Origin of the sequence: Burkholderia sp. MSMB1072, assembly GCF_001524725.1 — a bacterium.
GTDB lineage: Bacteria > Pseudomonadota > Gammaproteobacteria > Burkholderiales > Burkholderiaceae > Burkholderia.
This window is the reverse complement of sequence record NZ_LOYC01000022.1, coordinates 118,534-142,649: the sequence shown is the minus strand read 5'-3', so window position 1 is coordinate 142,649 and position 24,116 is coordinate 118,534. Positions and strand designations below refer to the sequence as shown.

Sequence of the window (24,116 nt, the reverse complement as noted above, 5' to 3'; positions counted from 1 at the left end):
CGCGTTTTTTTATGGCTGCGTACCGGCGCCGGACGCGCCGCAAGCGGCGCCCGGCGGCCGGCGGCCGGGGCGTCACGAACCCGTCTTGCGCGCCGTCGTCTTGCGAGCGGCGGTCTTGCGGGCCGGTGCCGGTTTCTCTTCGGCGCCTTCGGTCACGGTTTCGGCATCCTTTGCCGCCGATTTGGCCGTTTTCTTCGCGGCGGCGGCCTTCGGCTCCTTCTTCTCGAACTCGAAGCCGATCTTGCCGTCCGGCTGCTTCACGAGGAACGCCTTGAAGTTGCGGCCGGTACGCGACGACTTGAAGTTCGGCAGCAGATCCGTGCGACCGTCGGCAAGCAGCTTGCCCATCTGCTCGCGCGTGATTTCCTGCTGCAGGATCACCTTGCCCGAGCGGAAGTCGCAGGTCTTCGGGTTCGCCACCGAGTGCTCGCACACGTAGCTCATCCCGTGCTCGAACACGCGGCCCTTGCACTTCGGGCACGCGCCGACCGGTTCCTGCGCGGAGAAGTCGGGCGCTTCGCCTTCCTCGCCGCCCTGGTCCTGGCCGAAATCGAACTCGAGCTTGTAGTTCTTCGTCTCGTCGTCGAACGACAGCTTGAGGATCGCCGAGAACGGGCGGCCCATCTTGCTGCGGAACCCCGACAGCGGCCCGATTTCCTTCTTCTGCAGCAGCTCCTCGACTTCCGGGATCTCGAATTGCCGGCTGCCCGGAATCTTCGAGATCGAGAACTCGCACTTCGTGCACGCAAAGCGGCGGTAGTTTTCCTTCACCTGGCCACCGCAGTTCGGGCACGGTGTCTCGAGGGTCGCATAGTCGCCGGGGATCGTGTCCGAATCGTATTCCTTCGCGCGCTTGACGATCTGCTGCGTCATGCGGGCGATTTCCTGCATGAACGCGTCGCGGCCGAGATTGCCGCGCTCCATCTGCGACAGCTTGTATTCCCATTCGCCGGTGAGCTCGGGCGCCGTGAGTTCCTTCACGCCGAGGCCGCGCAGCAGCGTCATCAGCTGGAATGCCTTCGCGGTCGGGATCAGTTCGCGGCCTTCGCGCAGCAGATACTTCTCGCCGAGCAGGCCTTCGATGATCGCCGCGCGCGTGGCCGGCGTGCCGAGGCCCTTCGCGGCCATCGCCTCGCGCAGCTCGTCGTCCTCGACCAGCTTGCCTGCGCCTTCCATCGCCGACAGCAGCGTCGCTTCCGAGTAGCGTGCGGGCGGCTTCGTCACCAGCGCGACGGCGGCGATCTCGTCCGTCTTCACCTTCTCGTCCTTCTGTACCGGCACGAGGTTCGCGTCCGCGCCTTCGGCGTCGCGGCCGTACACCTGCAGCCAGCCCGGCTCGACGAGCACCTTGCCTTCGGTCTTGAAGTGATGGCCGGCGACTTCGGTGATCCGGGTCGTCACGCGGAATTCGGCTGCCGGGAAGAACACCGCGAGGAAGCGCTTCACGACCATGTCGTACAGCTTCTGCTCCGGCTCGGACAGCGACTTCGGCGCCTGCAGCGTCGGGATGATGGCGAAGTGGTCGCTGATCTTCGAGTTGTCGAAGATCCGCTTGTTCGGCTTCACCCAGCCCTTGTCGAGCACCTGCTTCGCATGCGGCAGGTAGTTGTGGCTCTCCTTGAGCATCTCGAGCGTGGACTGGACCGTCGACAGGTAGTCTTCCGGCAGCGCGCGCGCATCGGTACGCGGGTAGGTCAGCACCTTGTGCTTTTCATACAGCGCCTGCGCGAGGCCGAGCGTGTTCTTCGCGGAGAAGCCGAAGCGGCTGTTCGCCTCGCGCTGCAGGCTCGTCAGGTCGAACAGCAGCGGCGACAGTTGCGTCGACGGCTTCGATTCCTCGGACACCGTGCCGACCTGGTCGCGGCAGGCGGCGACGATCGTTTCGGCGGCCGGCAGGCTCCACAGGCGGGAGTCGCGCTTTTCCGGATCGAATTCGTCGCGCTTGAATTTCGGGTCGAACCACTTGCCTTCGTAGAAGCCGGCCGCGCACGCGAATTCGGCCTTCACCTCCCAGTAGTCGCGCGGGACGAAGCGACGGATTTTCTCTTCACGTTCGACGACGATCGACAACGTTGGCGTCTGAACCCGGCCGACAGTGGTCAGGAAGAAGCCGCCGCCCTTGCTGTTGAACGCGGTCATCGCGCGGGTGCCGTTGATCCCGACGAGCCAGTCGGCTTCCGAGCGGCAGCGGGCGGCGTCGGCGAGCGGTTGCATGTCCGAGTCGCTGCGCAGGTTCGCGAACCCGTCGCGGATCGCCTGCGGCGTCATCGATTGCAGCCACAGACGCTGGACCGGCTGTTTCGCCTTCGCGTGCTGCGCGATCAGGCGGAAAATCAGCTCGCCTTCGCGCCCCGCGTCACATGCGTTGATCAGGCGGTCGACGTCCTTGCGCTTCATCAGTTTCGTGAGCACCTTGAGGCGCGACTCGCTTTTTGCGATCGGGTTCAGGTCGAAATGCGGGGGAATGACGGGCAGATGCGCGAAGCTCCATTTCCCGCGCTTGACCTCGTACTCCTCCGGGGCTGCGATTTCCAGCAGGTGGCCGACAGCGGACGAAAGGACGAAATCGTCGCTCTCGTAATACTCGTCATGCTTGGTAAAACCGCCCAAAGCGCGTGCGATGTCGTTCGCGACAGAAGGCTTTTCCGCAATGATCAGTGCTTTGGACATGACAGGTGTGTGTTGGTAGACCGGGTTCGCCGGTTGTGGGTCCCTTTTACGACCGCTTTATAGCACACGCCGCAGCGACGGCGGCTCGGCGTGTAAAAAGCGGCTCATCATAGAGGGGGGCCGCAACGGCGGCAAGCGCCCGGCGCCGCGGGGCGCGCAAACATGCGCAAAAACTGCCGCTCCGGGCCGCGAATTCAGGCTTCGACGTTCAGGAGGTTGCGCAATTTCGGTGCGTGCGGCGCACCGGGCACCGCGCTCAAGTCGGACAGCATGCGCTCGACGATCGCCGCGTGCGGCAGCACCGTGCCGAAGAAGCGCGCGGTATGGGCGTCCTCGATCAGGATGGTCGGGAAGTTCTCGACGTCGAGATCGTCGAGCCGGTCGGCATGGGTTTCGATGTCGATCCAGGCGAAGCAGGCGTCCGGATGCGCGTCGGCGAGCCGGTCGAAGGCGCTCCGGTAGTCGCGGCACGTGCCGCACCACTCGGCGCACAGGCAGGCCACCAGCAACGTGCCGGGATCGGCGAGGCGCTCGGCGATCCGATCCGCATCGGTGTCGAGATTCAGCGCGGGCATGGAATTCCTTGGATATCGTCGGCGGCCGGGCCGCCCCTATGGCGGGGAATGTAGCACGCCCCGCGCGGACGGGGTGGGCGCCGCGTCGAGCCGCGCGAAGCGTCCGCCAGGGACGCTCGCGATGCGGCCGGCCAGTTCCAGCGCGAGCAGCGCGCCATGCAGCACGTCGTCGGGCAGGCCACTGTGCTCGGCGAGCCATTCGTAAGTAACGGGGCCGTATCCGAGCGCGGCGAGCACCGCTTGTTCCGACGGATCGCCCGATGGCGGGGCTTCGGCGCAGCGCGGCGCGGCGGCCGCGACGGCGCGATCCGCTTGCGCGACGCCGGCAGTGGCGGGCGCGCGGATTTCGCCAGCATTCGCGTGCGGGTTGCCGGGCCGCGCCGCCCGTTGTGCGCACCGCCGGCTCGCCGAGCCCGTATTCCTCGAGCACGTCGAGCGGCGCCGCGGTGAGCTTTGCGCCGTCGCGGATCAGCGCGTGGCAGCCCTGCGCGAGCGGCGCGTGGATCGAGCCGGGCACCGCGAACACATCGCGCCCCAGTTCGTTCGCGAGCCGCGCGGTGATCAGCGAGCCCGAGCGCGGGGCGGCTTCGACGACGAGCACGCCGATCGCGAGCGCGGCGATCAGCCGGTTGCGCTGTGGAAAATGCGCGGCACGGGCCGGCGTGCCGAGCGGCCATTCCGACACGATCGCGCCGTGCGCGGCGATCTCATGGGCGAGCGCGCGGTGGCGCGCCGGATAGACGAGATCGGCGCCCGTCGCGATCACCGCGACGGTGCCCGACCGGCCGTCGAGCCCGCCGCGATGGGCGGCGCCGTCGATTCCGAGCGCAAGTCCCGAGACGATCGCGAGACCCGCGTCGGACAACGCGTGGGCGAAATGCGTTGCGTCGGCGAGCCCCTGCGGCGTCGCATGGCGGCTGCCGACCACGGCGAGGCCGCGTGCGTGCAGCAGGTCGAGCCGCCCCTTTACATATAGCAGCGGCGGTGGATCATGCAGATCGCGCAGCCGCGGCGGGTAGGCCGGATCGCTCAGCGTGACGAGCACGTTGCCCGGCCCGTCGAGCCAGGCGAGCGCGGCGTCGGTGCGCGTATCGAGATCGTCTCGCTCGCTCGCTCGCACGGCTTGCGCGGCGGCGGGGCTGCTCACGGCGGCGATGGCCTGGCCGGACGCGCACAGCACTGCCGCCGGCGAGCCGAATGCCGCGAGCAGCGCCTGCAAGACGGCGGGCGAGAGACCGGGCGCATGCGCGAGCTGCAGCCATGCGCGCAGCGCGGAGGGCGTCAGCGCTTGCGGCGACATGAGGGGGCCCTCGAATGCGGCGGCCAGCGCAGCGCGTGGCGCCATGATAAAATTTTCATCATCCGAAATACTCGACAGGGCCGTGCGCGCAGGCGCCCGGCCGATTGCAGGAGGCGCGATCCGCGGCATTGATATGCCACGCATCCGCCTCATCTTCATTGCATCCCGGCGGCGGCGCCAGCCGGCCGGATGGCCGATGCGGCACGCCGCTTCACCGAATACCGAACGCCATGGCTTTGCTCAATATTCTTCATTACCCCGACAAGCGGCTGCACAAGGTCGCCAAACCCGTCGACAAGGTCGACGACCGGATCCGCAAGCTCGTCGCCGACATGGCCGAGACCATGTACGCGGCGCCGGGCATCGGCCTGGCGGCCACGCAGGTTGACGTGCACGAGCGCGTGATCGTGATCGACGTCTCCGAGGAGAAGAACGAGCTGCGCGCGTTCATCAACCCGGAGATCGTGTGGTCGAGCGACGCGAAGCAGATCTATGAAGAGGGGTGCCTGTCGGTGCCGGGCATCTACGACGAAGTCGAACGCCCCGACCACGTGCGCGTGCGCGCGCTCAACGAGCAGGGCGAGACCTTCGAGCTCGACTGCGAAGGCCTGCTCGCCGTGTGCGTCCAGCACGAGATGGATCACCTGATGGGTCGCGTATTCGTCGAATACCTGTCGCCGCTCAAGCAGACGCGTATCAAGACGAAGATGAAGAAACTCGAACGCGCGATGTGATGCGCGTACGCCCAGCCCGACCCCGAACGCTGTCATGACCCATACGTTGCGCGTGATTTTTGCCGGCACGCCGGAATTCGCCGCGGCTGCCCTTGCCGCGATCCACGAGGCCGGTTTCCCGGTGCCGCTCGTGCTCACCCAGCCCGATCGCCCGGCCGGCCGCGGGATGAAACTCCAGGCGAGCGCCGTGAAGCGCTACGCGGTCGAGCACGGGATGACCGTCGCGCAGCCGCCGTCGCTGCGCCGCGCGGGCAAGTATCCGGCGGAGGCGGCCGACGCGATCGGGCTGCTGCGCACGACGCCGCACGACGTGATGGTGGTGGCCGCGTACGGCCTGCTGCTACCGCAGGAGGTGCTCGACATCCCGCGCGCCGGCTGCATCAACATCCACGCGTCGCTGCTGCCGCGCTGGCGCGGCGCCGCACCGATCCATCGCGCGATCGAAGCCGGCGACGCCGAGACCGGCGTCACGCTGATGCAGATGGATGCCGGCCTCGACACCGGTGCGATGATCGAGGAGGCGCGCATCGCGATCGCGCCCGACGATACGACCGCGACGCTGCACGACCGGCTCGCCGCCGACGGCGCGCGGCTGATCGTCGACGCGCTCGTGCGGCTCGAGCGCGACGGCACGCTGCCGGCGACGCCGCAGCCGGCCGACGGCGTGAGCTACGCGGAAAAGATCGGCAAGCACGAAGCGGCGCTCGACTGGCGCAAGCCCGCCGACGTACTCGCGCGCCAGGTGCGTGCGTTCGATCCGTTCCCGGGCGGCGTCGCGACGCTCGACGGTGCGGCCATCAAGCTGTGGGCGGCCGAGCCCGTGGCGGCGCGCGGCGACGCGGCGCCCGGCACGATCGTCGAGGCCGCGCCGGAAGGCGTGGTGGTCGCATGCGGCAGCGGCGCGCTGCGCGTCACGCAGTTGCAGAAGCCGGGCGGCAAGCGGCTGCCCGCGCGCGAATTCCTCGCCGGTTCGCCGCTCGCCGCAGGCCAGCGTTTCGCGCTGCCCGACGTCGACTGACACGGCCTGAGCGTCATTCGACCGGGTTCGCCGGCCCCGCGCAACTGGCCGGACGGCCGAGTCGCGCGGGGCCGCAGGCACGCGTAGAATTTCCCTGCGCTTTCCGGTTTCGAGGTTTTCATGTTCGGCATCGTCCATTTCGACTTCTTCGTGCTCGCGGTTTTCCTGCTGAACATCACGCCCGGCCCCGATACGGCCTACATCATCGGCCGCAGCGTCGCGCAGGGGCGCGGCGCGGGGCTGATGTCGGCGTTCGGTATTTCGGCCGGCTGCTGCGTCCACGCGCTCGCATGTGCATTCGGCCTGACCGCGCTGCTGGCGGCGTCGGCAACCGCGTTCACGGTGATCAAGCTGGTCGGCGCCGCATATCTGATCTATCTCGGCGTGCGGATGATCGTCGCGAAGCAGGCCGCCGCGCCGTCGGGCGCCGAAGCCACGCAGGCCGCGGCCGCCAAGCCGCTGCGCCAGCTTTTCATGCAGGGTTTCTGGACCAACGTGCTGAATCCGAAGGTCGTGCTGTTCTTCGTGTCGTTCTTCCCGCAGTTCGTGTCGGCCGACAGTCCGCACAAGGCGTGGGCATTCCTGACCCTCGGCGCGGTGTTCGTCGCGATGAGCACGGTCTGGACGAGCCTCGTCGCGTGGGTGGCGGGCAGCGTCACGCAGCGCTTTGCCGGCAAGCCGGGCGTCAAGAAGTGGCTCGACCGCACGGTCGGCAGCGCTTTCGTCGGCCTCGGCCTTCGGCTTGCGAGTTCGCAACGCTGAGATTGAATTTTTCCGGCGAGACCTTATCTAACAAATCGCTTACAATTTTCCGCCGTGCTCTGTGATGCGCGGCGGGTCCCCTGACGGATAAGGAGTGGGTATGTTCAATTGGGTCAAAACGGCGATGCTGATGGCCGCGATCACGGCCCTGTTCATCGTGATCGGCGGGATGATCGGCGGCTCGCGCGGCATGACGATCGCGCTGCTGTTCGCGCTCGGCATGAATTTCTTCTCGTACTGGTTCTCCGACAAGATGGTGCTGCGCATGTACAACGCGCAGGAAGTCGACGAGAACACGGCGCCGCAGTTCTACCGGATGGTGCGCGAGCTGGCCACGCGCGCGAATCTGCCGATGCCGCGCGTCTACCTGATCAACGAGGACGCACCGAACGCGTTCGCGACGGGTCGCAATCCCGAGCACGCGGCGGTCGCCGCGACGACGGGCATCCTGCGCGTGCTGTCGGAGCGCGAGATGCGCGGCGTGATGGCGCACGAGCTCGCGCACGTGAAGCACCGCGACATCCTGATCTCGACGATCACCGCGACGATGGCGGGCGCGATTTCGGCGCTCGCGAACTTCGCGATGTTCTTTGGCGGACGCGACGAGAACGGCCGGCCGGCCAACCCGATCGCGGGTATCGCGGTCGCGTTGCTCGCCCCGATTGCGGGCGCCTTGATCCAGATGGCGATTTCGCGGGCCCGAGAGTTCGAGGCCGACCGAGGCGGCGCGCAGATTTCCGGCGATCCGCAGTCGCTGGCCACCGCACTCGACAAGATCCATCGCTATGCGGCGGGCATCCCGTTCCAGGCAGCCGAAGCGCATCCGGCCACCGCGCAGATGATGATCATGAACCCGCTGCACGGCGGTGGCCTGCAGAACCTGTTCTCGACGCACCCGGCCACCGAGGAGCGCATCGCACGCCTGATGGAGATGGCGCGCACCGGCCGCTTCGATTGATGCCCCGGCGTACCGCGCGCGGCCGTTGCCGTGCGCGGGCCGCTCCGCCACCCCGCATGCTTCGCGCTGCGGGGTGTTTCATTTGCGCGCGCCGTAAAGGGGCCAAAGGGGGCGGCATGACCGCACGCTACAATGCGCGGTTTGGGATCGCAGGGCCATGTGGCGGCCGCGATCCCGCCGTTTGCCGCCGCCGCTTGCCGCATTTGTTTGCCGCACCCGATTGCGGCGCTTGTTTGCCGATTCCGCACCGATGACACGACCCCGTTTTTCCGCTCCGACTTCTTCCGGCCGCCCGGCGCGCCTGTCTGCGCTGCACCTGTCGCCCGATTCGCTCGGCTTCGCGCTCGACGCGGCCGCGCAGGCGGTCGATGCGGTGCGACGCGGCACCGCGTTGCCGGCGGCACTGTCGGCGGTGTTCGCGCAGATGCCGCCCGGTGCGCAGGCGCTCGCGCGCGGTGCGACCCAGGACGTCGCCTACCGGACGATGCGCCGCCTTGGCAGCGCGGACTGGTTGATCGGCAAGTTCGTCGGCAAGGCGCCGTCCGCGCACGTGCACGCGGTGCTCGCCGGCGCGTTCGCGCTGCTGCTCGACCCGGCGGACGAGGCCGCGTACCCGGCATTCACGGTGGTCGACCAGGCCGTCACCGTCATCGGTGCTCGGCGCGAATTCGCGTTCGCGAAAGGGATGGTCAACGCGGTGCTGCGCCGTTTCCTGCGGGAGCGCGACGCACTCGCCGCGGCGATGCAGGACGATCCGGTCGCGCACTGGAACTACCGCGCGTGGTGGGTCGATGCGGTGAAGCGCGCATGGCCGGACGCGTGGCAGGCGATCCTCGCGGCCGGCGAGCGTCAGGGGCCGTTGACGCTGCGCGTGAACGCGCGTCGTGCGAGCGTCGATGCGTATCTCGACACGTTGCGCGCAAGCGGGATCGACGCGACCGCGATCGGCCGGCATGCCGTGCGGCTCGCATCGGCGCTGCCGGTGGATCGCATTCCGGGATTTGCCGACGGCGTGGTGTCGGTGCAGGACGCCGGTGCGCAACTCGCGGCCGAATGGCTCGGCGCGCGTGACGGCATGCGCGTGCTCGACGCGTGCGCGGCGCCCGGCGGCAAGACCGGCCATATTCTCGAGCTCGCCGATGCGGACGTCGTGGCGCTCGAAAGCGACGCGACGCGCGCGGCGCGCATCGGCGAGAATCTCGTTCGCCTGTCGCTCGCAGCGAACGTGTGCGTCGGCGACGCGGGCACGCCGGACGCGTGGTACGACGGGCGCCCGTTCGATCGCATCCTGGCCGACGTGCCGTGCTCGGCGTCCGGCATCGTGCGGCGGCATCCCGACATCCGTTGGCTGCGCCGAGAGGCCGACATCCCGGCGCTCGTCGCGGAGCAGCGTCGCATCCTGTCGGCGCTGTGGCCGCTCGTGAAGCCGGGCGGCGAACTGCTTTACGTGACCTGTTCGATCTTTCCTGAGGAAGGCGAATGGCAGGCCCGCTGGTTTGAAGCGGCCTGCGAAGATGCGGTACGATTGGACGCCCCTGGCCAACTGCTGCCGGGCGGCGTGCAGGGGCGGGCGGCCGCCGGCGCACTCGACCAGAACATCGATCACGACGGATTTTTCTACGCGCGGTTTCAGAAACGGTGACGATCAAACACCTTTTTCCATTTCGGCTCGCGGCCGTCTTGCTGGTCGCGTTGACGCTGTGCCTGGTCGTCGTCCGGCCGGCGCATGCCGAATCGATCGCCGTGCAGCGCGCGTCGCTTCAGTCGGACGGAAGCGGCTGGAGCCTGGACGCGCGTTTCGACTTCGAGCTGAATCCGAGCCTCGAGGATGCCGTCAACAAGGGCATCCCGCTTTACTTCACGACCGACTTCGAACTGAGCCGCGCGCGCTGGTACTGGTTCGACGAGCAGCCGGTGGCGGTCACGCAGACGATCCGCCTGTCGTTCCAGCCGCTCACGCGCGAGTACCGCGTGTCGACGGGTGGCCTGCAGCTTGGCTTCCCGTCGCTGAAGGATGCGCTCGCGGTGGTTCGTCACATCACGTCGTGGCACGTGATCGACCGCAACCAGGTGCGCGCGGGCGAAACCTACACGGCGTCGGTGCGGATGCAGCTCGATACGGCGCTGATGCCGAAGCCGTTCCAGGTCGATGCCGTGAACAATCGCGACTGGACGCTCGGATCGGACTGGAAGCGCTTCAACTTCACGGTGACCGAACGTGCTAAATAAAGTACGCCGCGCGGCCAGCGGGAAGAGCCTCCTCATCCGCGTGATCGTCTCGACCGTCGCGCTGACCGCGCTGCTGTTGCTCGTGCTGCTCGCGGCTGCGAGCGCGAACACCGAATTCTTCGACCGCTACTACTCGTGGCTGTACGCGACGAACATCGTCGTCGCGCTCGTGTTCCTGCTCGTGGTGCTCGGGCTGATCGGGATGATCGTCGTGCGCCTGAGGAAGGGCAAGTTCGGCACGCGGCTGCTCGCGAAGCTCGCGGTGTTCTTCGCGCTCGTCGGCGTGGTGCCGGGTGGGATCATCTACGTCGTGTCGTACCAGTTCGTGTCGCGCAGTATCGAGTCGTGGTTCGACGTGAACGTCGAGACGGCGCTGACGGCCGGGCTGAACCTCGGCCGCGGGATGCTCGATGCGTCGCTGTCCGATCTGCAGACGAAGGCGCGGCTGATGTCCGACCAGCTCGCGAGCGTCGATGCGAACACGAACGGCACGACGCTCACGCTGCTGCGGCTGCGCGACCAGTTCGGCGTGCAGGACGCGACGATCGTCGAGCCGAGCCGCAGCGGCTCGGGCGCGGCGCCCGACCTTCACATCGTCGCGCAGGCGTCGGGCAATTTCGCGGCGCTGATTCCGGACGACCTGCCGACGCCGCTGATGCTGAGCCAGGCGCGCGAACACGGCGCGTATGCGGCGATCGAGGGCGAAGTCGACGGCGACCCGCGCGCGCATGGCGCGAAGGGCGCGCTGCGGCTGCGCGTCGTGCGGCCGATTCCCGATGCGACGACGTCGCTGCTGCAGCCGGCGGAGCGGTTCCTGCAGCTCACGCAGCCGGTGCCGCCGACGCTCGCGCACAACGCGGACGCCGTGCAGCGCGCGTACCGCGAGTACCAGGAAAAGTCGCTCGGCCGCACGGGCCTGCGCAAGATGTACATCGGCACGCTGACGCTCGCGCTGTTCCTCGCGACCTTCATCGCGATGATGCTCGCGCTCGCGCTCGGCCAGCAGCTCGCGCGGCCGCTGTTCCTGCTCGCGCAGGGCACGAAGGAGATCACGGAAGGCGACTACACGCCGAAGCGCGAGATCAAGACGCGCGACGAACTCGGCTTCCTCACGCAGTCGTTCAACGCGATGACGCGCCAGTTGTCCGAGGCGCGGCTCGCGGTCGAGAAGAACCGCATCGCGCTCGAGCATTCGAAGACGTATCTCGAAAGCATCCTCGCGAACCTGACGGCCGGCGTGTTCGTGCTCGACCGCCAGTTCCGGCTGACGACGGCCAATCGCGGTGCCGAGCGGATCTTCCGGCAGCCGTTCAACTCGCTGATCGGTACGACGCTCGACCGGATCGGCGTGGCCGCCGGGTTTGGCGCGATGGTGCGCAAGGCGTTCGCCGATCGCGAGGCGGCGTCCGACGGCGGCAGCGGCGATCGCGGCCACTGGCAGCAGCAGTTCGCGATCGAGGTGCCGGGCGAAACCGAGCCGCTGACGCTGCTCGTGCGCGGCACGCGTCTCGTGTCGACGGTCGAGGGGCAGGCCGACGATCCGCAGACGTCCGGTTACGTCGTCGTGTTCGACGACATCTCCGACGTGATTTCCGCACAGCGTTCGGTCGCGTGGGGCGAGGTCGCGCGGCGGCTCGCGCACGAGATCAAGAATCCGCTGACGCCGATCCAGCTGTCGGCCGAGCGGCTGCAGATGAAGCTGTCCGACAAGCTCGCACCGCACGACGCGGACGTGCTCAAGCGCGGCGCGACGATGATCGTGAACCAGGTGGCCGCGATGAAGCGGATGGTCGACGATTTCCGCGAATACGCGCGCACGCCGCCGGCGGTGCTCGCGAACCTGCAGTTGAACGAACTGGCGAGCGAGGTGCTCGGGCTGTACGGCGTCGGCGAAGGCAAGAGCGCGATCGTCGCCGAGCTCGCGCCGTCGCTGCCGGTGATTCGCGGCGACGCGACGCAATTGCGCCAGGTGATTCACAACCTGCTGCAGAATGCGCAGGATTCGGTCGCGGAGTCCGCGCATCCGCGTGTGTTGATCGAAACCAAGACAGTAGAATATGGCGACCCCGACGCCGAGGGCAAAACGCGCGTCGCGGTACGTCTGACCGTGTCCGACAACGGGCCCGGTTTTCCGGCACGCATCCTGACGCGCGCGTTCGAGCCTTACGTGACGACGAAGGCGAAGGGCACGGGGCTCGGGCTGGCCACGGTCAAGAAAATCGTTGACGAGCACGGCGCGCGGATCGATCTGCGCAATCGCATGCACGGCGAGACCGTCGAGGGTGCGCAGGTGTCGATCCTCTTCCTGCAGATGGCGAGCGATACGCCAGGCGCCGAATCCGGTGCGCAGGACGGGGCGACTCCCGCCAAGACAAAAGCAAGTGAGCAGACAAAGGCAGCGTAAATGGCAACCATCCTGGTGGTAGATGATGAAATGGGCATCCGGGAATTGCTCTCGGAGATCCTCAGCGATGAAGGACATGTCGTCGAGGCGGCGGAGAACGCGCAGGCCGCGCGGGAATACCGGCTGAATCAGGCGCCCGATCTCGTGCTGCTCGATATCTGGATGCCCGATACCGACGGCGTCACGCTGCTCAAGGAATGGGCGGCGCAGGGGCTGCTGACGATGCCCGTGATCATGATGTCCGGGCACGCGACGATCGATACCGCCGTCGAGGCGACCAAGATCGGCGCGCTCGATTTCCTCGAGAAACCGATCGCGCTGCAGAAGTTGCTGAAGTCCGTGGAGCACGGCCTTGCACGCGGCGCGGCGCCGGTGTCCGCGAACGCGGCGGCGAAGGCGGGCGGCGGGCAGGCCGCGGGGCCGGCGGCGGTCGCGTCGGCTGCGGCGCTGCCGACGCTCGGCGACGACATGGCGTCGGCGCTCGGCCTCGCAGGCCAGACGGCCGCGATCCCGTTCGACATCCCGTTGCGCGAAGCGCGCGATGCGTTCGAGCGCGCGTACTTCGAATATCACCTCGCGCGCGAGAACGGCAGCATGACGCGCGTCGCGGAGAAGACGGGCCTCGAGCGCACGCACCTGTATCGCAAGCTCAAGCAGCTCGGCGTCGAGCTCGGCAAGAAGCCGTCCGAAGGCGCGCTGTAAAATATTTTGCGAAAGCACTTGCTCGGGGGCGAATAGCTCGATATACTTTCATTCTTCGTTGGCCCGGTAGCTCAGTTGGTAGAGCAGCGGATTGAAAATCCGCGTGTCGATGGTTCGATTCCGTCCCAGGCCACCAGCATTTAAAACCCCAAGAATCGGAAGGTTCTTGGGGTTTTTCGTTTGTGATGGGTATTGCGTGCCGTGGGCGGCGAGCCCGGCAGCATTCGCCGGGGCATGATAAAATCCGTGCCCGCTCAATGACTTAGCGCATCGCTTCATGCGCATGGCAGGCCGCCCGCAGTGCGCCTGCCGTGGCGCGCGGCAACGATGCCGCGCGATGAGCGGTATAAGCGCGCCGCCGCATTCGCGGCCGACCGCGCTGCCTATACTGGTCGAGCCGGCGCAGGCCGGCCGCGTCGGGCCGCCCGGCGGCAGCCGGCCTCGGGGCGCAGTGCGACGCGAGCCTACACATTCACGGAGTATCACGGTGATTCGGACAGACGCTAAAGACGGCGCGCTCGTGTTGTTTTCCGGCGGGCAGGACTCGGCCACGTGCGTGGCATGGGCCCTCGAACGCTACCAGACGGTCGAGACGCTCGGCTTCGATTACGGTCAGCGCCATCGCGTCGAACTCGAGTGTCGCGAAGGCGTGCGCGAAGCGCTGAAGCGCAAGTTTCCCGCGTGGTCGGACCGGCTCGGCGACGATCACATGATCGACCTGTCGGTGCTCGGCGCGATCAGCGATACCGCGATGACGCGCACGATCGAGATCGAGACGGCGGCAAACGGCCTGCCGAACACGTTCGTGCCGGGCCGCAACCTGATGTTCATGACGATCGCCGCCGCGATCGCCTATCGCCGCGGGCTGCGCGTGCTGGTTGGCGGGATGTGCGAGACCGACTTTTCGGGCTATCCGGACTGCCGCGACGACACGATGAAGGCGCTGCAGGTCGCGCTGAATCTCGGGATGGATACGCGCATGGTGCTCGAGACGCCGCTGATGTGGCTCGACAAGGCGCAGACCTGGCAGCTCGCCGAACAGCTCGGCGGCGAGGCGCTCGTCGAACTGATCCGCGTCGAGACGCACACGTGCTACGTGGGCGAGCGCGCGGAACTGCACGACTGGGGCTTCGGCTGCGGCGAATGCCCGGCCTGCAAGCTGCGCAAGCGCGGCTACGAGGCTTACCTGAAGGGCGAGCGGGTGACCGAAGCGCCGCTGTGACGCGGCTGCGCGGGCAGCGCTTGATGGACTAACAGATTCTGATCGACAACGAGCGGCGCAAGCCGGACGAAGCACGATGACTTACGCGGTCAAGGAAATTTTCTACACGTTGCAGGGCGAGGGCGCGAATGCGGGCCGGCCGGCCGTGTTCTGCCGGTTCGCCGGCTGCAACCTGTGGTCGGGCCGCGAAGAGGATCGTGCGGAGGCCGTGTGCCGCTTCTGCGATACGGACTTCGTCGGCACCGACGGCGAGAACGGCGGCAAGTTCAAGGACGCCGCGGCGCTCGTCGCGACGATCGCCGGCCTGTGGCCGGAGGGCGAAGCGCACCGCTTCGTTGTCTGCACGGGCGGCGAGCCGATGCTGCAGCTCGACCAGCCGCTCGTCGACGCGCTGCATGCGGCGGGCTTCGAGATCGCGATCGAGACCAACGGTTCGCTGCCGGTGCTCGAATCGATCGACTGGATCTGCGTGAGCCCGAAGGCCGACGCGCCGCTCGTCGTCACGAAGGGCAACGAACTGAAGGTCGTCGTTCCGCAGGACAACCAGCGGCTGGCCGACTACGCGAAGCTCGATTTCGAGTATTTTCTCGTGCAGCCGATGGACGGCCCGTCGCGCGACCTCAACACGAAGCTCGCGATCGACTGGTGCAAGCGTCATCCGCAGTGGCGGCTGTCGATGCAGACCCATAAATATCTGAACATTCCCTGAGCCACGGCTTTTGACATCGTGCTGATTACCCGAAAACTCGAATTCGACGCGGGCCACCGCATTCCCGATCACCGCAGCCAGTGCAGGAACCTGCACGGCCATCGCTACGTCCTCGAAATCACGCTGCGCGGCGATCTCGTCGATACCGAGGGGGCGCCCGACCGCGGCATGGTGATGGATTTCGCCGACGTGAAGGCGCTCGCGGTCGAGCATCTCGTCAGCAAGTGGGACCACGCGTTCCTGGTCTATGCGCGCGACGAGGTCGTGCGCTCGTTCCTCGAGCAGATGGCCGACCACAAGACCGTCGTGCTCGACCGGATCCCGACCGTCGAGAACCTCGCGGCGATCGCGTTCGACCTCCTCGCGAACGTGTACGACGCGCACTACGGCGTGAACCTGCGCCTCGAGCGCGTGCGCCTGTACGAGACGCCGAACTGCTGGGCCGACGTCGAGCGCCAGCCCGGCCGCTGACCCTGCCCTCCCGCGAGGCAGCCCCGCCGTCCGGCGTGGGCCGCCTCGTCGCTGCCGCCGCCGGCTCGCCTTCCTCCGCGCCGTGCCGGTACGGCTTCCCCGTCAGTTCCCGCACCGAGCACCCCGCCGCGCTATGATCGTCGTGCGGCACCGGAAAACGCTCGCGTGAGCGATTTCGCGGCCCGCGCTGTCAGATCGGCCGGCCCGATCCGACTCACGTTCTCCGGCGCGCGATCCGCCGCCGCCATGCTTCGATTGCCCGGCGGCGCGCGTTTCGCTTCGCCTGTTGCTTGTCCCGTTCGATTGCCGTTCCGTTCCGGAGGCCGTATCGATGAGCACGCTCACCAATTCCCTCAAACAACGCCTGCGCGACGGCGACGAGCCGCTGTACGGCCTGTGGCTGTCGCTCGGCAGCGACTCGGCCGCGGAAGCGCTCGCGCATGCCGGTTACGACTGGCTCTGCATCGACATGGAGCATGCGCCGAACGACAGTCGCGACGTGGCGTCGCAACTGCGCGCGATCGCCGCGGCGCACCTACCGAGCGAACCGGTCGTTCGCGTGCCGGCGCGGGAGCCGTGGCTCGTGAAGCGCGCGCTCGACGCCGGCGCGCGCACGCTGATGTTCCCGTGTATCGAGACGCCCGACGACGCCGCGCACGCGGTGCGGCTCACGCGCTTTCCGTCGCCCGAATCGCCCGACGGGCTGCGCGGGGTCGCAGGCATGGTGCGCGCGGCGGCGTTCGGCATGCGTCGCGACTACCTGCAGACGGCGAATGCGCAGGTCGCGGTGATCGTGCAGGTCGAATCGGCACGCGGCGTCGACGAAGTCGAGCGGATCGCGGCGACGCCCGGTGTCGATTGCCTGTTCGTCGGCCCGGCCGATCTCGCGGCGAGCCTCGGGCATCTCGGCGATATCCGTCACCCGGACGTCGAAACCGCGATGGCGCGCGTGCTCGCGGCCGGCAAGCAGGCCGGCGTCGCGGTCGGCATCTTCGCCGGCGACACGGCGGCCGCGCGCCAGTATCGCGAGGCCGGTTACCGGATGATCACGGTGTCGGCCGACGTGAGCTGGCTGCTGCGCGCGACGCGGCAGGCGTTGCAGGAGGTGCGGTCATGAACGGCGCAGACGGTGCGTGCCGCCGGCGCGCGCGGCTCGGGGCGATGGTCGGCCTGTGGGCCGTGTGTGCGGCGGCCGTCGCACAGGGCGCACCGCAAGCGAAGCCCGATCCGTCGCACGAAACGCAATCGGCGGTCGCCGACTACAACGCCGGCGACTATCGCGCGGCGCTGGTGCAATTCCACGATGCGGCCGAGCGTGGCGATCGCCTCGCGCAGTTCAACTACGCGATGATGCTGCTGACCGGGGAAGGCGTGACGGCGAACGTCGACGAAGGGCTGCGCTGGCTGAAGCGGGCGGCGGACGCGAACATGTCGCATGCGCAGTACGTATACGGCCGGATGTTCGACGACGGCGAGTTCGTCGCGCGCAACCCGGCCGAAGCGCATCGCTGGTTCCTGCGGGCCGCGAAGCAGGGGCACGTGCAGGCCGAGCTGTCGCTCGCGAACCAGTTCCTCGACGGGCGCGGCACGCCGCGCGACAACCGGCAGGCGTTCGCGTGGTACAAGCAGGCCGCCGACGCGGGCGAGCCCATCGCGCAGTACGTGACCGCGTCGTTCTACGAGCGCGGCGGCGACGGCGTCGCGCAGAACCTGAACATCGCACGCGCGTATTATGCGGCGGCGGCCGCGCAGGGCGACGAGACGGCCGAGCTGAAATTCAAGGAGTTGAGCGCGCGGCTGAAGGCGCCGATGCCGGCGTCGGGCGCCGGCGCGGAACAAGGCAAGCCGCACGCGCCGACGCAGTAAGTACCCGCGCCCAATGAAAAACGGCGCCGGAGCGCCGTTTTCGTGTGCCGCGGTGCGGGCCGCGTGCTCAACTCTTCATCAGCCGCCGCTGCCGTCCGACGCTCATGATCATCCCGATCGCGATGCCGAGCGTCGTGAGCGCGGTGCCGCCGTAACTCATGAACGGCAGCGGCACGCCGACGACCGGCAGCACGCCGCTCACCATCCCGATGTTGACGAACGCGTAGACGAAGAACGCGAGCGTGAGCGAGCCCGCGAGCAGCCGGCCGAACAGCGTCGCGCCCTGCGCGGCGATGTAGAGCCCGCGCGCGATCAGCGCCATGTACAGCGTCAGCAGCACGAGGCCGCCGGCGAGCCCCCATTCCTCCGAGAACACCGCGAAGATGAAGTCGGTGTGTTTCTCCGGAATGAATTCGAGGTGCGCCTGCGTGCCTTTCAAGTAGCCCTTGCCGAGCACGCCGCCCGAGCCGATCGCGATCACGGCCTGGATCGTGTGGAAGCCCTTGCCGAGCGGGTCGGACGTCGGATCGAGCAGCGTGCACACACGGTGCTTCTGGTAATCGTGCATCAGCGGCCACTGCACTTCGGGCTGGCAGATGCGCTCTTCGAACACGGCGATCGAGCCGACCGCGATTACGCCCGCGACGAGCACCGGCACGATCAGCTTGAACGACAGGCCGGCGAGGTAGATCACGAAGAAGCCGGCCGCGAACACGAGCAGGCCCGTGCCGAGGTCGGGCTGCTTCGCGATCAGGCCGACCGGCACCAGCAGGATCCCGAACGCGGCGACGAAGTCGTACCAGCGCAGCCCGCCTTCGCGACGCTGGTAGTACCACGCGAGCATCAGCGGCGTCGCGATCTTGAGGATTTCCGACGGCTGGATCACGACGCCGACGTTCAGCCAGCGCTTCGCGCCCTTCTTGGTCATCCCGAACAGCGCGACGGCGATCAGCAGCGTGACCCCGAACGTGTAGAGCGGGACCGCGAAGCGCATCAGCGTGGTTGGCGGGATGTTGGCGATCACCCACATCAGCACGAACGTCAGCAGGATGTTGCGCAACTGGTCCTCGACGCGGCCCGGCACGTCGATCGACGCGCTGTATAGCGTGACGATGCCGACGCACAGCAGCAGGAACACGATGAGCGCGAGTGGGCGGTCGAACCCCGCGAACATCTGCTTGATCTTGTCGAGCCAGGCGCGCTTGTCGAATTGCATGCCTTTCTCCGTCAATGAGCGGTGCCGGCGTCCGCCGCTTTCGCGGGGGCCGTCGCACGGTGGTTGTCGTCCCGCGGCGCGGCGACGAGCGGTTGCGCGTCGCTCGCGGGCCGGCGCGGCCGGTGCGGGCGCCGGATCGGCGGCAGGCTTGCGGCCATTGGCGCCGCGGCGCTCGCGTCGGCCGGCGGCGTGGCAGTGGCGCCGGCGCCGGCCGTACCGGAGGCCGCCGATGCGGCCGATGCCGCCTCGGCCGCGCTGGCCGCCGACGGCACGACCGGCTGCGGCAGCGCGGTGAAGCCGGCCGCGATGGTGGCGGGCTTCGAGGTGTCGCCGACCACGGGCGCGCTCACCGGCTCGGTGGCCGACGCCGCGGCGGCCACGGCCGCAGCTTCGTTTTTCGGGTTCTGGCGCTCGACGAGATAGTAGTCGAGCACGCGACGCGCGATCGGGCCGGCGGCCTGGGCGCCCCAGCCGCCGTTTTCGACGACCAGCGCGACGGCGATCTGCGGGTGGTCGACCGGCGCGTACGCGATGAACAGCGCGTGGTCGCGCAGGTGTTCGGCGAGCAGGTGGCCCTTGTAGTTCGAGCCCTGCAGCGAGAACACCTGCGCGGTGCCGGTCTTGCCGGCAGCGAGGTACGGCGCGCCGCGGAACACCTTGTACGCGGTGCCGGACGGGTTTTCGATCACGTTCTCCATCCCGCGCTTCACGACGTCGATGTCGGCCGCCTTCAGCGGGATCACGTCGCTTTCCTTCGGCACGGTCAGGTGGCGCGCGCGCGAGATCGGATCCTCGACTTCCTTCACGAGGTGAGGCTTCATCACGACGCCGTTGTTCGCGAGCGTCGCGGTCGCGTGCGCGAGCTGCAGGATCGTGAACGAGTTGTAGCCCTGGCCGATCCCGAGGCTGATCGTCTCGCCGTCGAACCACTTCTGCTGCGCGGCCTTCTTGAATGCCTTCTTCTTCCAGTCGGTCGACGGCAGGATCCCGCGCGCCTCGCCCTGGATGTCGATACCGGTGATCTGGCCGAAGCCGAACGGCTTCATGAAGTTCGCGATCGCGTTCACGCCGAGGTCGCGCGCGAGCATGTAGAAGTAGGTGTCGTTCGACACCATGATCGCCTTGTTCATGTCGACCCAGCCCTGGCCCGAGCGCACGTCGTTGCGGAACGTGTGGCCGCCGAACGTGAAGTAGCCGGGATCCTGGAAGCCCCAGCCCGGCGTGCGCTTGCCGAGCGTCAGGCCGGCGAGCGCCATGAACGGCTTGTACGTCGAGCCGGGCGGGTAGGTGCCGTGCAGCGGGCGGTTCAGCAGCGGCTTGTCGGGCGAGTTGTTCAGCTCGTCCCAGGTCTGCTGGTCGATGCCGTCGACGAACGAATTCGGGTCGAAGCTCGGCGACGACACGAACGCGAGCACGTCGCCCGTCTTCGGCTCGATCGCGACGAGTGCGCCGCGCTTGCCCGCGAACGCCTGCTCGGCAACCTGCTGCAGCCCGATGTCGAGCGACAGCACGAGGTTGTTGCCGGGCGTCGCCTGCGTGCGCGACAGCGTGCGCACCGGCCGGCCGCCGGCCGTCACCTCGACTTCCTCGAAGCCGGTCAGCCCGTGCAGCTCGGTTTCGTAGCTCTGCTCGACGCCGATCTTGCCGATGTAATCGGTGCCCTTGTAGTTGTTCGCGTCGCGGCGCGGATCGTAGTGTTCCTGGTCGCTGTCGTTGTCGTCGCTCATCGCGTCGATGCGATCCTGGTCGCGCTTCGAGATCCGGCCGATGTAGCCGATCACGTGCGCGGCCGTCATGCCGAGCGGGTACTGGCGGAACAGCCGCGCGCGCACGTCGACGCCGGGGAACCGGAAACGCTGCGCGGTGAAGCGCGCGACTTCCGCGTCGGTGAGGCGCGTACGGATCGGCAGGCTCTCGAAGTTCTTCGAGTCTTCCTGCAGCTTCTTGAAGCGGCGGCGGTCGCGTGCGTCGATCGGGACGATCTCGGACAGCTTGTCGATCGTGTTGTCGAGCGTGTCGTCGAGCTTCGACGGCGTGATCTCGAGCGTGTACGCCGAGTAGTTCTTCGCGAGGATCACGCCGTTGCGATCGGTGATGATCCCGCGGTTCGGCACGATCGGCGCGACCGAGATACGGTTTTCCTCGGCCTGCAGCGCGTATTTGCCGTGCTGCATCAGCTGCAGGTAGAAGAAGCGGCTCGCGAGCAGCCCGAAGCAGACGAACACGAACACGCCCGCCGCCGCGACGCGCAGGCGGAACCTCGAGAGCTGCTGTTGGGTGTCGTTGAATTCGGTCATTTAAGGGCAATCTGGCCCGCGCGCAGGCGCAGGCGAGGTGCCGCCCCGGAGCGCGGCGCGCGGCGGGCGTGGGGGCGGCGGGTATTCAAGGTCGGTCCGGCTCAGATCGGGCGCGTATCGTCCGGGTCGACCGGGCGGCGTTGCGGCATCAGCAGCAGATGGCTCGCGATCGGCCACAGCGCGGCTTCGACGAAACCGTCGACCAGATAGCGCCAACCGGGGAACGCGGCGCCCATCATCAGGCGGATCACGAACGGGACGAGCTGCGCGCCGACCAGCAGCGGCGTGACGTACAGCACCTGCACGCCGATCGGCATCCACAGCACGCGGCGGTGGATCGTGATCGCGCCGTACGACAGCAGCGTATAGGCGAGCGCGTGCTCGCCGAGCAGCCCCGCGTCATGCACGTCCATCAGGATGCCGAGCGCGAACGCAACGCCCATCCCGACCTTGCGCGGCTGGTGGACGTTCCAGAACAGCAGCACGAGCGCGACGAAATCGGGCACGCCGGGCAGGCGGCCCCACGGCATCAGGTTCAGCAGGAACGCGGCGGCGAGGCTGAAGACGATGAAGTACGGATTGACCGGCTGCAGGATGTATTGCGGGCGGTTCATCGCTGGGCTCCCGATTGCCCCGCGGCGGGCTTGGCCGGCGCGGCGGGGGCCGGCGCCGGTTTCGCAACGGCCGGCTGGGCCGCGGCGGCCGGTTTCGCATTCGCGTCGGCCTTCTCGGCCTTGTCGGCTTTTTCGGCCTTCGCGGCGGCTTTCGCGCCCTTCTTGCCCTTCGCGTTCTTGTCGGCGGCGGGATCGGGCTCGGCCGGGCGCGGCGGGATGTCGTTCCGGTAATGCAGCACGAGCATCTGGCGCGCGCCGCGCACGGCCGCGACCGGTGCGCACGTCACGCGGGCGAACGCGGTATCGGCGAGCTTGTCGACGCGCACGACCTTCGCGACCGGCAGGCCGGGCGGATAGACGCCGTCGAGGCCGCTCGTGACGAGCTCGTCGCCGGCGACGAGATCCGCGCTCGTCGGCACGAAGCGCAGGTCGAGCGAATCGCCCTTCGGCGTGCCGTAGATCACGCTGCGCAGGCCGGTGCGCAGCACCTGCACGGGAATCGCGAGATCGCGGTCGGTGACCAGCGTGACTTCGGATTGCAGCGGGAACACGCGCGTTACCTGGCCGACCACGCCGTCCTCGCTGACGACGGGCGAGCCGTCCTGGATGCCTTGCTGCGAGCCTTGCCCGACCACGATCTTCTGCGTGAACGGATCGCTCGTGTCGTACTGGATCTCGACCGGCGTCGATTGCGTCGCGATGTGCTGGCGCAGCTCGAGCACCGCGCGCAGGTGCGCGTTTTCCTGCGCGAGCACGGCGGCCTGGTTGGCCTGCGTGGACAGCTGCAGGTTGCGCTTGCGCAGGTCGTCGTTCTCGTGGCGCAGCGACGCGCCAGTGACGGCGATGTCGGCCGCGCCCATGAACAGGTCGCGCGGGACGAGCGCCGCGCGTTGCAGCGGATAGAGCACGGTGCCGAGCACGCCGCGGACGATTTCGAGCGTGCTGAAGCGCGCGTCCGACACGAGGAGCGCGATGGCGAGGGCGACGAAGAAGATGAGCCGCGCGAGCGCGGGCGGACCTTGCTTGAAGAGGGGCGGCGGACTGTATTCCATGGTCGGCGCCGGGCGCGTGTGATCGGTTAAATAATGCTCAGACGCGCAAACGGCGCGGCGGTTCGTTCTGAACGAGCGATCCGGCCACGCCGCGGGTGCGTCATATCAAACGGGACTGCCTAGGCGATCACTGGGCGATCACTCGTACGAGAAGATGCTGCCCAGCTTGTCCATGCGCTCGAGCGCCATGCCGGAGCCGCGCACGACGCAGGTCAGCGGATCTTCCGCGACGAGCACCGGCAGGCCGGTTTCTTCCGCGAGCAGGCGATCGAGGTCGCGCAGCAGCGCGCCGCCGCCCGTCAGCATCATCCCGCGTTCGGCGATGTCGGCGCCGAGTTCCGGCGGCGTCTGTTCGAGCGCGATCTTCACCGACGACACGATCTGGTTCAGCGGATCGGTCAGCGCTTCGAGAATTTCGTTGCTGGAGATCGTGAAGCTGCGCGGGATGCCTTCCGACAGGTTGCGGCCCTTCACTTCCATTTCCTTGACTTCGGAGCCCGGGAACGCGGAGCCGATTTCCTTCTTGATCGCCTCGGCGGTTTGCTCGCCGATCAGCATCCCGTAGTTGCGGCGGATGTAGTTGACGATCGCCTCGTCGAACTTGTCGCCGCCGACGCGCACCGAACCCTTGTAGACGATGCCGCCGAGCGAGATCACGCCGACTTCGGTCGTGCCGCCGCCGATGTCGACGACCATCGAGCCGGTGGCTTCCGACACCGGCAGGCCCGCGCCGATCGCGGCCGCCATCGGCTCCTCGATCAGGTAGACCTGCGATGCGCCGGCGCCGTGCGCGGCTTCCTTGATCGCGCGGCGCTCGACCTGGGTCGAGCCGCACGGCACGCAGATGATGATGCGCGGCGACGGCGAGAACATGCGCGACTCGTGGGCCGTCTTGATGAACTGCTTGATCATCTGCTCGGTGACGGTGAAGTCGGCGATCACGCCGTCCTTCATCGGGCGGATCGCCTCGATGTTGCCCGGCACCTTGCCGAGCATCTGCTTGGCTTCCTTGCCGACCGCCTGGATCGTCTTCTTGCCGTTGGGGCCGCCTTCCTGGCGGATCGACACGACGGACGGCTCATCGAGCACGATGCCCTTGCCGCGCATGTAGATCAGGGTGTTTGCGGTGCCGAGGTCGATCGCGAGATCGTTGGAGAAGTAGCTGCGCAAAAAACCGAACATTCAGAATCCTGTTTCGCTCTGGGCCGGCCCTGCATAGCGAGCGCTGAGGGCGGCAGCGGAAAAAATAACAGCCTCGGGAAGCGTGGCGGAAGCGGCCGCCGCGGCGCACGAAGCTGCGAGTGATGTCTACCGGGG

Annotated in this window: 20 protein-coding genes, 1 tRNA gene and 1 pseudogene; 14 read left to right on the top strand and 8 right to left on the bottom strand. The window is 67.9% G+C overall.

Annotated features, from left to right (window positions below; translation table 11 throughout):
• Nucleotides 1–72 precede the first annotated feature (72 nt).
• From WS89_RS11825 to dprA, 3 genes and pseudogenes are all read right to left on the bottom strand, one after another.
• The gene (locus tag WS89_RS11825; RefSeq protein ID WP_059791092.1) at nucleotides 73–2,670 is read right to left on the bottom strand and encodes a DNA topoisomerase III; all 2,598 of its coding nucleotides are present in this window, start codon (nucleotides 2,668–2,670) and stop codon (nucleotides 73–75) included.
• Between the two features lie 194 nt (nucleotides 2,671–2,864).
• A complete protein-coding gene (locus tag WS89_RS11820; protein WP_059791091.1) occupies nucleotides 2,865–3,245 on the bottom strand; it encodes a thioredoxin family protein in 381 nt (126 codons plus the stop codon).
• Nucleotides 3,246–3,281: 36 nt separating this feature from the next.
• Nucleotides 3,282–4,590: pseudogene (gene dprA / locus WS89_RS11815) on the bottom strand (DNA-processing protein DprA).
• A 185-nt stretch (nucleotides 4,591–4,775) separates the two neighbouring features.
• On the opposite strand from dprA, the gene def reads away from it, so the two are divergent.
• The 14 genes from def (at nucleotide 4,776) to WS89_RS11745 (ending at nucleotide 17,620) form a co-directional block, all read left to right on the top strand.
• Entirely contained in the window at nucleotides 4,776–5,279 is a 504-nt protein-coding gene (gene def, locus WS89_RS11810; protein ID WP_006477461.1) for a peptide deformylase, read from the top strand.
• A gap of 34 nt (nucleotides 5,280–5,313) precedes the next feature.
• On the top strand, nucleotides 5,314–6,297 hold the full coding sequence (fmt, locus tag WS89_RS11805) for a methionyl-tRNA formyltransferase (RefSeq protein WP_059791089.1): 984 nt from the start codon (nucleotides 5,314–5,316) through the stop codon (nucleotides 6,295–6,297).
• Nucleotides 6,298–6,417: 120 nt separating this feature from the next.
• On the top strand, nucleotides 6,418–7,059 hold the full coding sequence (locus WS89_RS11800; protein ID WP_059791087.1) for a LysE family translocator: 642 nt from the start codon (nucleotides 6,418–6,420) through the stop codon (nucleotides 7,057–7,059).
• Nucleotides 7,060–7,159: 100 nt separating this feature from the next.
• A complete protein-coding gene (gene htpX, locus WS89_RS11795; protein ID WP_006485774.1) occupies nucleotides 7,160–8,017 on the top strand; it encodes a zinc metalloprotease HtpX in 858 nt (285 codons plus the stop codon).
• Nucleotides 8,018–8,267: 250 nt separating this feature from the next.
• On the top strand, nucleotides 8,268–9,659 hold the full coding sequence (gene rsmB, locus WS89_RS11790) for a 16S rRNA (cytosine(967)-C(5))-methyltransferase RsmB (RefSeq protein WP_059791148.1): 1,392 nt from the start codon (nucleotides 8,268–8,270) through the stop codon (nucleotides 9,657–9,659).
• Complete coding sequence (locus WS89_RS11785) at nucleotides 9,656–10,246, top strand: DUF4390 domain-containing protein (protein WP_059501434.1); 591 nt, start codon at nucleotides 9,656–9,658, stop codon at nucleotides 10,244–10,246. The genes rsmB and WS89_RS11785 overlap by 4 nt, the downstream gene beginning before the upstream one ends.
• Nucleotides 10,236–12,650, top strand: a complete 2,415-nt coding sequence (gene esaS, locus WS89_RS11780; protein WP_059791085.1) for a sensor histidine kinase EsaS — start codon at nucleotides 10,236–10,238, stop codon at nucleotides 12,648–12,650. The genes WS89_RS11785 and esaS overlap by 11 nt, the downstream gene beginning before the upstream one ends.
• Nucleotides 12,651–13,352, top strand: a complete 702-nt coding sequence (gene esaR, locus WS89_RS11775) for a response regulator transcription factor EsaR (protein ID WP_006495385.1) — start codon at nucleotides 12,651–12,653, stop codon at nucleotides 13,350–13,352. It abuts the gene before it with no gap.
• Nucleotides 13,353–13,412: 60 nt separating this feature from the next.
• A tRNA-Phe gene (locus WS89_RS11770) sits at nucleotides 13,413–13,488 on the top strand.
• Between the two features lie 351 nt (nucleotides 13,489–13,839).
• Nucleotides 13,840–14,574 carry a 7-cyano-7-deazaguanine synthase QueC gene (queC, locus tag WS89_RS11765; RefSeq protein WP_059501429.1) on the top strand — a complete coding sequence of 245 codons (735 nt, stop codon included), beginning with the start codon at nucleotides 13,840–13,842 and terminating at the stop codon, nucleotides 14,572–14,574.
• 76 nt (nucleotides 14,575–14,650) lie between these two features.
• On the top strand, nucleotides 14,651–15,283 hold the full coding sequence (gene queE, locus WS89_RS11760) for a 7-carboxy-7-deazaguanine synthase (RefSeq protein WP_006482565.1): 633 nt from the start codon (nucleotides 14,651–14,653) through the stop codon (nucleotides 15,281–15,283).
• An 18-nt stretch (nucleotides 15,284–15,301) separates the two neighbouring features.
• A complete protein-coding gene (gene queD / locus WS89_RS11755) occupies nucleotides 15,302–15,754 on the top strand; it encodes a 6-carboxytetrahydropterin synthase QueD (RefSeq protein WP_027785754.1) in 453 nt (150 codons plus the stop codon).
• 331 nt (nucleotides 15,755–16,085) lie between these two features.
• Nucleotides 16,086–16,871 carry an HpcH/HpaI aldolase family protein gene (locus tag WS89_RS11750; RefSeq protein ID WP_006495381.1) on the top strand — a complete coding sequence of 262 codons (786 nt, stop codon included), beginning with the start codon at nucleotides 16,086–16,088 and terminating at the stop codon, nucleotides 16,869–16,871.
• The gene (locus WS89_RS11745; protein ID WP_059791083.1) at nucleotides 16,868–17,620 is read left to right on the top strand and encodes a tetratricopeptide repeat protein; all 753 of its coding nucleotides are present in this window, start codon (nucleotides 16,868–16,870) and stop codon (nucleotides 17,618–17,620) included. The genes WS89_RS11750 and WS89_RS11745 overlap by 4 nt, the downstream gene beginning before the upstream one ends.
• 67 nt (nucleotides 17,621–17,687) lie before the next feature.
• Here the strand turns inward: WS89_RS11745 and rodA are convergent, their stop codons facing one another.
• The 5 genes from rodA to WS89_RS11720 form a co-directional block, all read right to left on the bottom strand.
• Nucleotides 17,688–18,836: a rod shape-determining protein RodA gene (rodA, locus tag WS89_RS11740; RefSeq protein ID WP_034208688.1), complete on the bottom strand. Its 1,149-nt coding sequence runs from the start codon at nucleotides 18,834–18,836 to the stop codon at nucleotides 17,688–17,690.
• Nucleotides 18,837–18,847: 11 nt separating this feature from the next.
• Nucleotides 18,848–21,133, bottom strand: a complete 2,286-nt coding sequence (gene mrdA, locus WS89_RS11735; protein ID WP_059501426.1) for a penicillin-binding protein 2 — start codon at nucleotides 21,131–21,133, stop codon at nucleotides 18,848–18,850.
• A gap of 101 nt (nucleotides 21,134–21,234) precedes the next feature.
• Complete coding sequence (gene mreD / locus WS89_RS11730) at nucleotides 21,235–21,747, bottom strand: rod shape-determining protein MreD (protein ID WP_059501424.1); 513 nt, start codon at nucleotides 21,745–21,747, stop codon at nucleotides 21,235–21,237.
• Nucleotides 21,744–22,799: a rod shape-determining protein MreC gene (gene mreC / locus WS89_RS11725; protein WP_059791082.1), complete on the bottom strand. Its 1,056-nt coding sequence runs from the start codon at nucleotides 22,797–22,799 to the stop codon at nucleotides 21,744–21,746. The genes mreD and mreC overlap by 4 nt, the downstream gene beginning before the upstream one ends.
• Nucleotides 22,800–22,937: 138 nt before the next feature.
• On the bottom strand, nucleotides 22,938–23,981 hold the full coding sequence (locus WS89_RS11720; protein ID WP_004189550.1) for a rod shape-determining protein: 1,044 nt from the start codon (nucleotides 23,979–23,981) through the stop codon (nucleotides 22,938–22,940).
• Between the last annotated feature and the right edge of the window lie 135 nt (nucleotides 23,982–24,116).

Coding starts and splice junctions, on each gene's coding strand:
- esaR (WP_006495385.1), top strand. CDS start 12,651: ATGGCAACCATCCTGGTGGTAGATGATGAAATGGGCATCCGGGAATTG.
- mreC (WP_059791082.1), bottom strand. CDS start 22,799: ATGGAATACAGTCCGCCGCCCCTCTTCAAGCAAGGTCCGCCCGCGCTC.
- queE (WP_006482565.1), top strand. CDS start 14,651: ATGACTTACGCGGTCAAGGAAATTTTCTACACGTTGCAGGGCGAGGGC.
- WS89_RS11750 (WP_006495381.1), top strand. CDS start 16,086: ATGAGCACGCTCACCAATTCCCTCAAACAACGCCTGCGCGACGGCGAC.
- fmt (WP_059791089.1), top strand. CDS start 5,314: ATGACCCATACGTTGCGCGTGATTTTTGCCGGCACGCCGGAATTCGCC.
- WS89_RS11720 (WP_004189550.1), bottom strand. CDS start 23,981: ATGTTCGGTTTTTTGCGCAGCTACTTCTCCAACGATCTCGCGATCGAC.
- rsmB (WP_059791148.1), top strand. CDS start 8,268: ATGACACGACCCCGTTTTTCCGCTCCGACTTCTTCCGGCCGCCCGGCG.
- WS89_RS11820 (WP_059791091.1), bottom strand. CDS start 3,245: ATGCCCGCGCTGAATCTCGACACCGATGCGGATCGGATCGCCGAGCGC.
- rodA (WP_034208688.1), bottom strand. CDS start 18,836: ATGCAATTCGACAAGCGCGCCTGGCTCGACAAGATCAAGCAGATGTTC.
- mrdA (WP_059501426.1), bottom strand. CDS start 21,133: ATGACCGAATTCAACGACACCCAACAGCAGCTCTCGAGGTTCCGCCTG.
- WS89_RS11825 (WP_059791092.1), bottom strand. CDS start 2,670: ATGTCCAAAGCACTGATCATTGCGGAAAAGCCTTCTGTCGCGAACGAC.
- WS89_RS11800 (WP_059791087.1), top strand. CDS start 6,418: ATGTTCGGCATCGTCCATTTCGACTTCTTCGTGCTCGCGGTTTTCCTG.
- mreD (WP_059501424.1), bottom strand. CDS start 21,747: ATGAACCGCCCGCAATACATCCTGCAGCCGGTCAATCCGTACTTCATC.
- htpX (WP_006485774.1), top strand. CDS start 7,160: ATGTTCAATTGGGTCAAAACGGCGATGCTGATGGCCGCGATCACGGCC.
- WS89_RS11745 (WP_059791083.1), top strand. CDS start 16,868: ATGAACGGCGCAGACGGTGCGTGCCGCCGGCGCGCGCGGCTCGGGGCG.
- def (WP_006477461.1), top strand. CDS start 4,776: ATGGCTTTGCTCAATATTCTTCATTACCCCGACAAGCGGCTGCACAAG.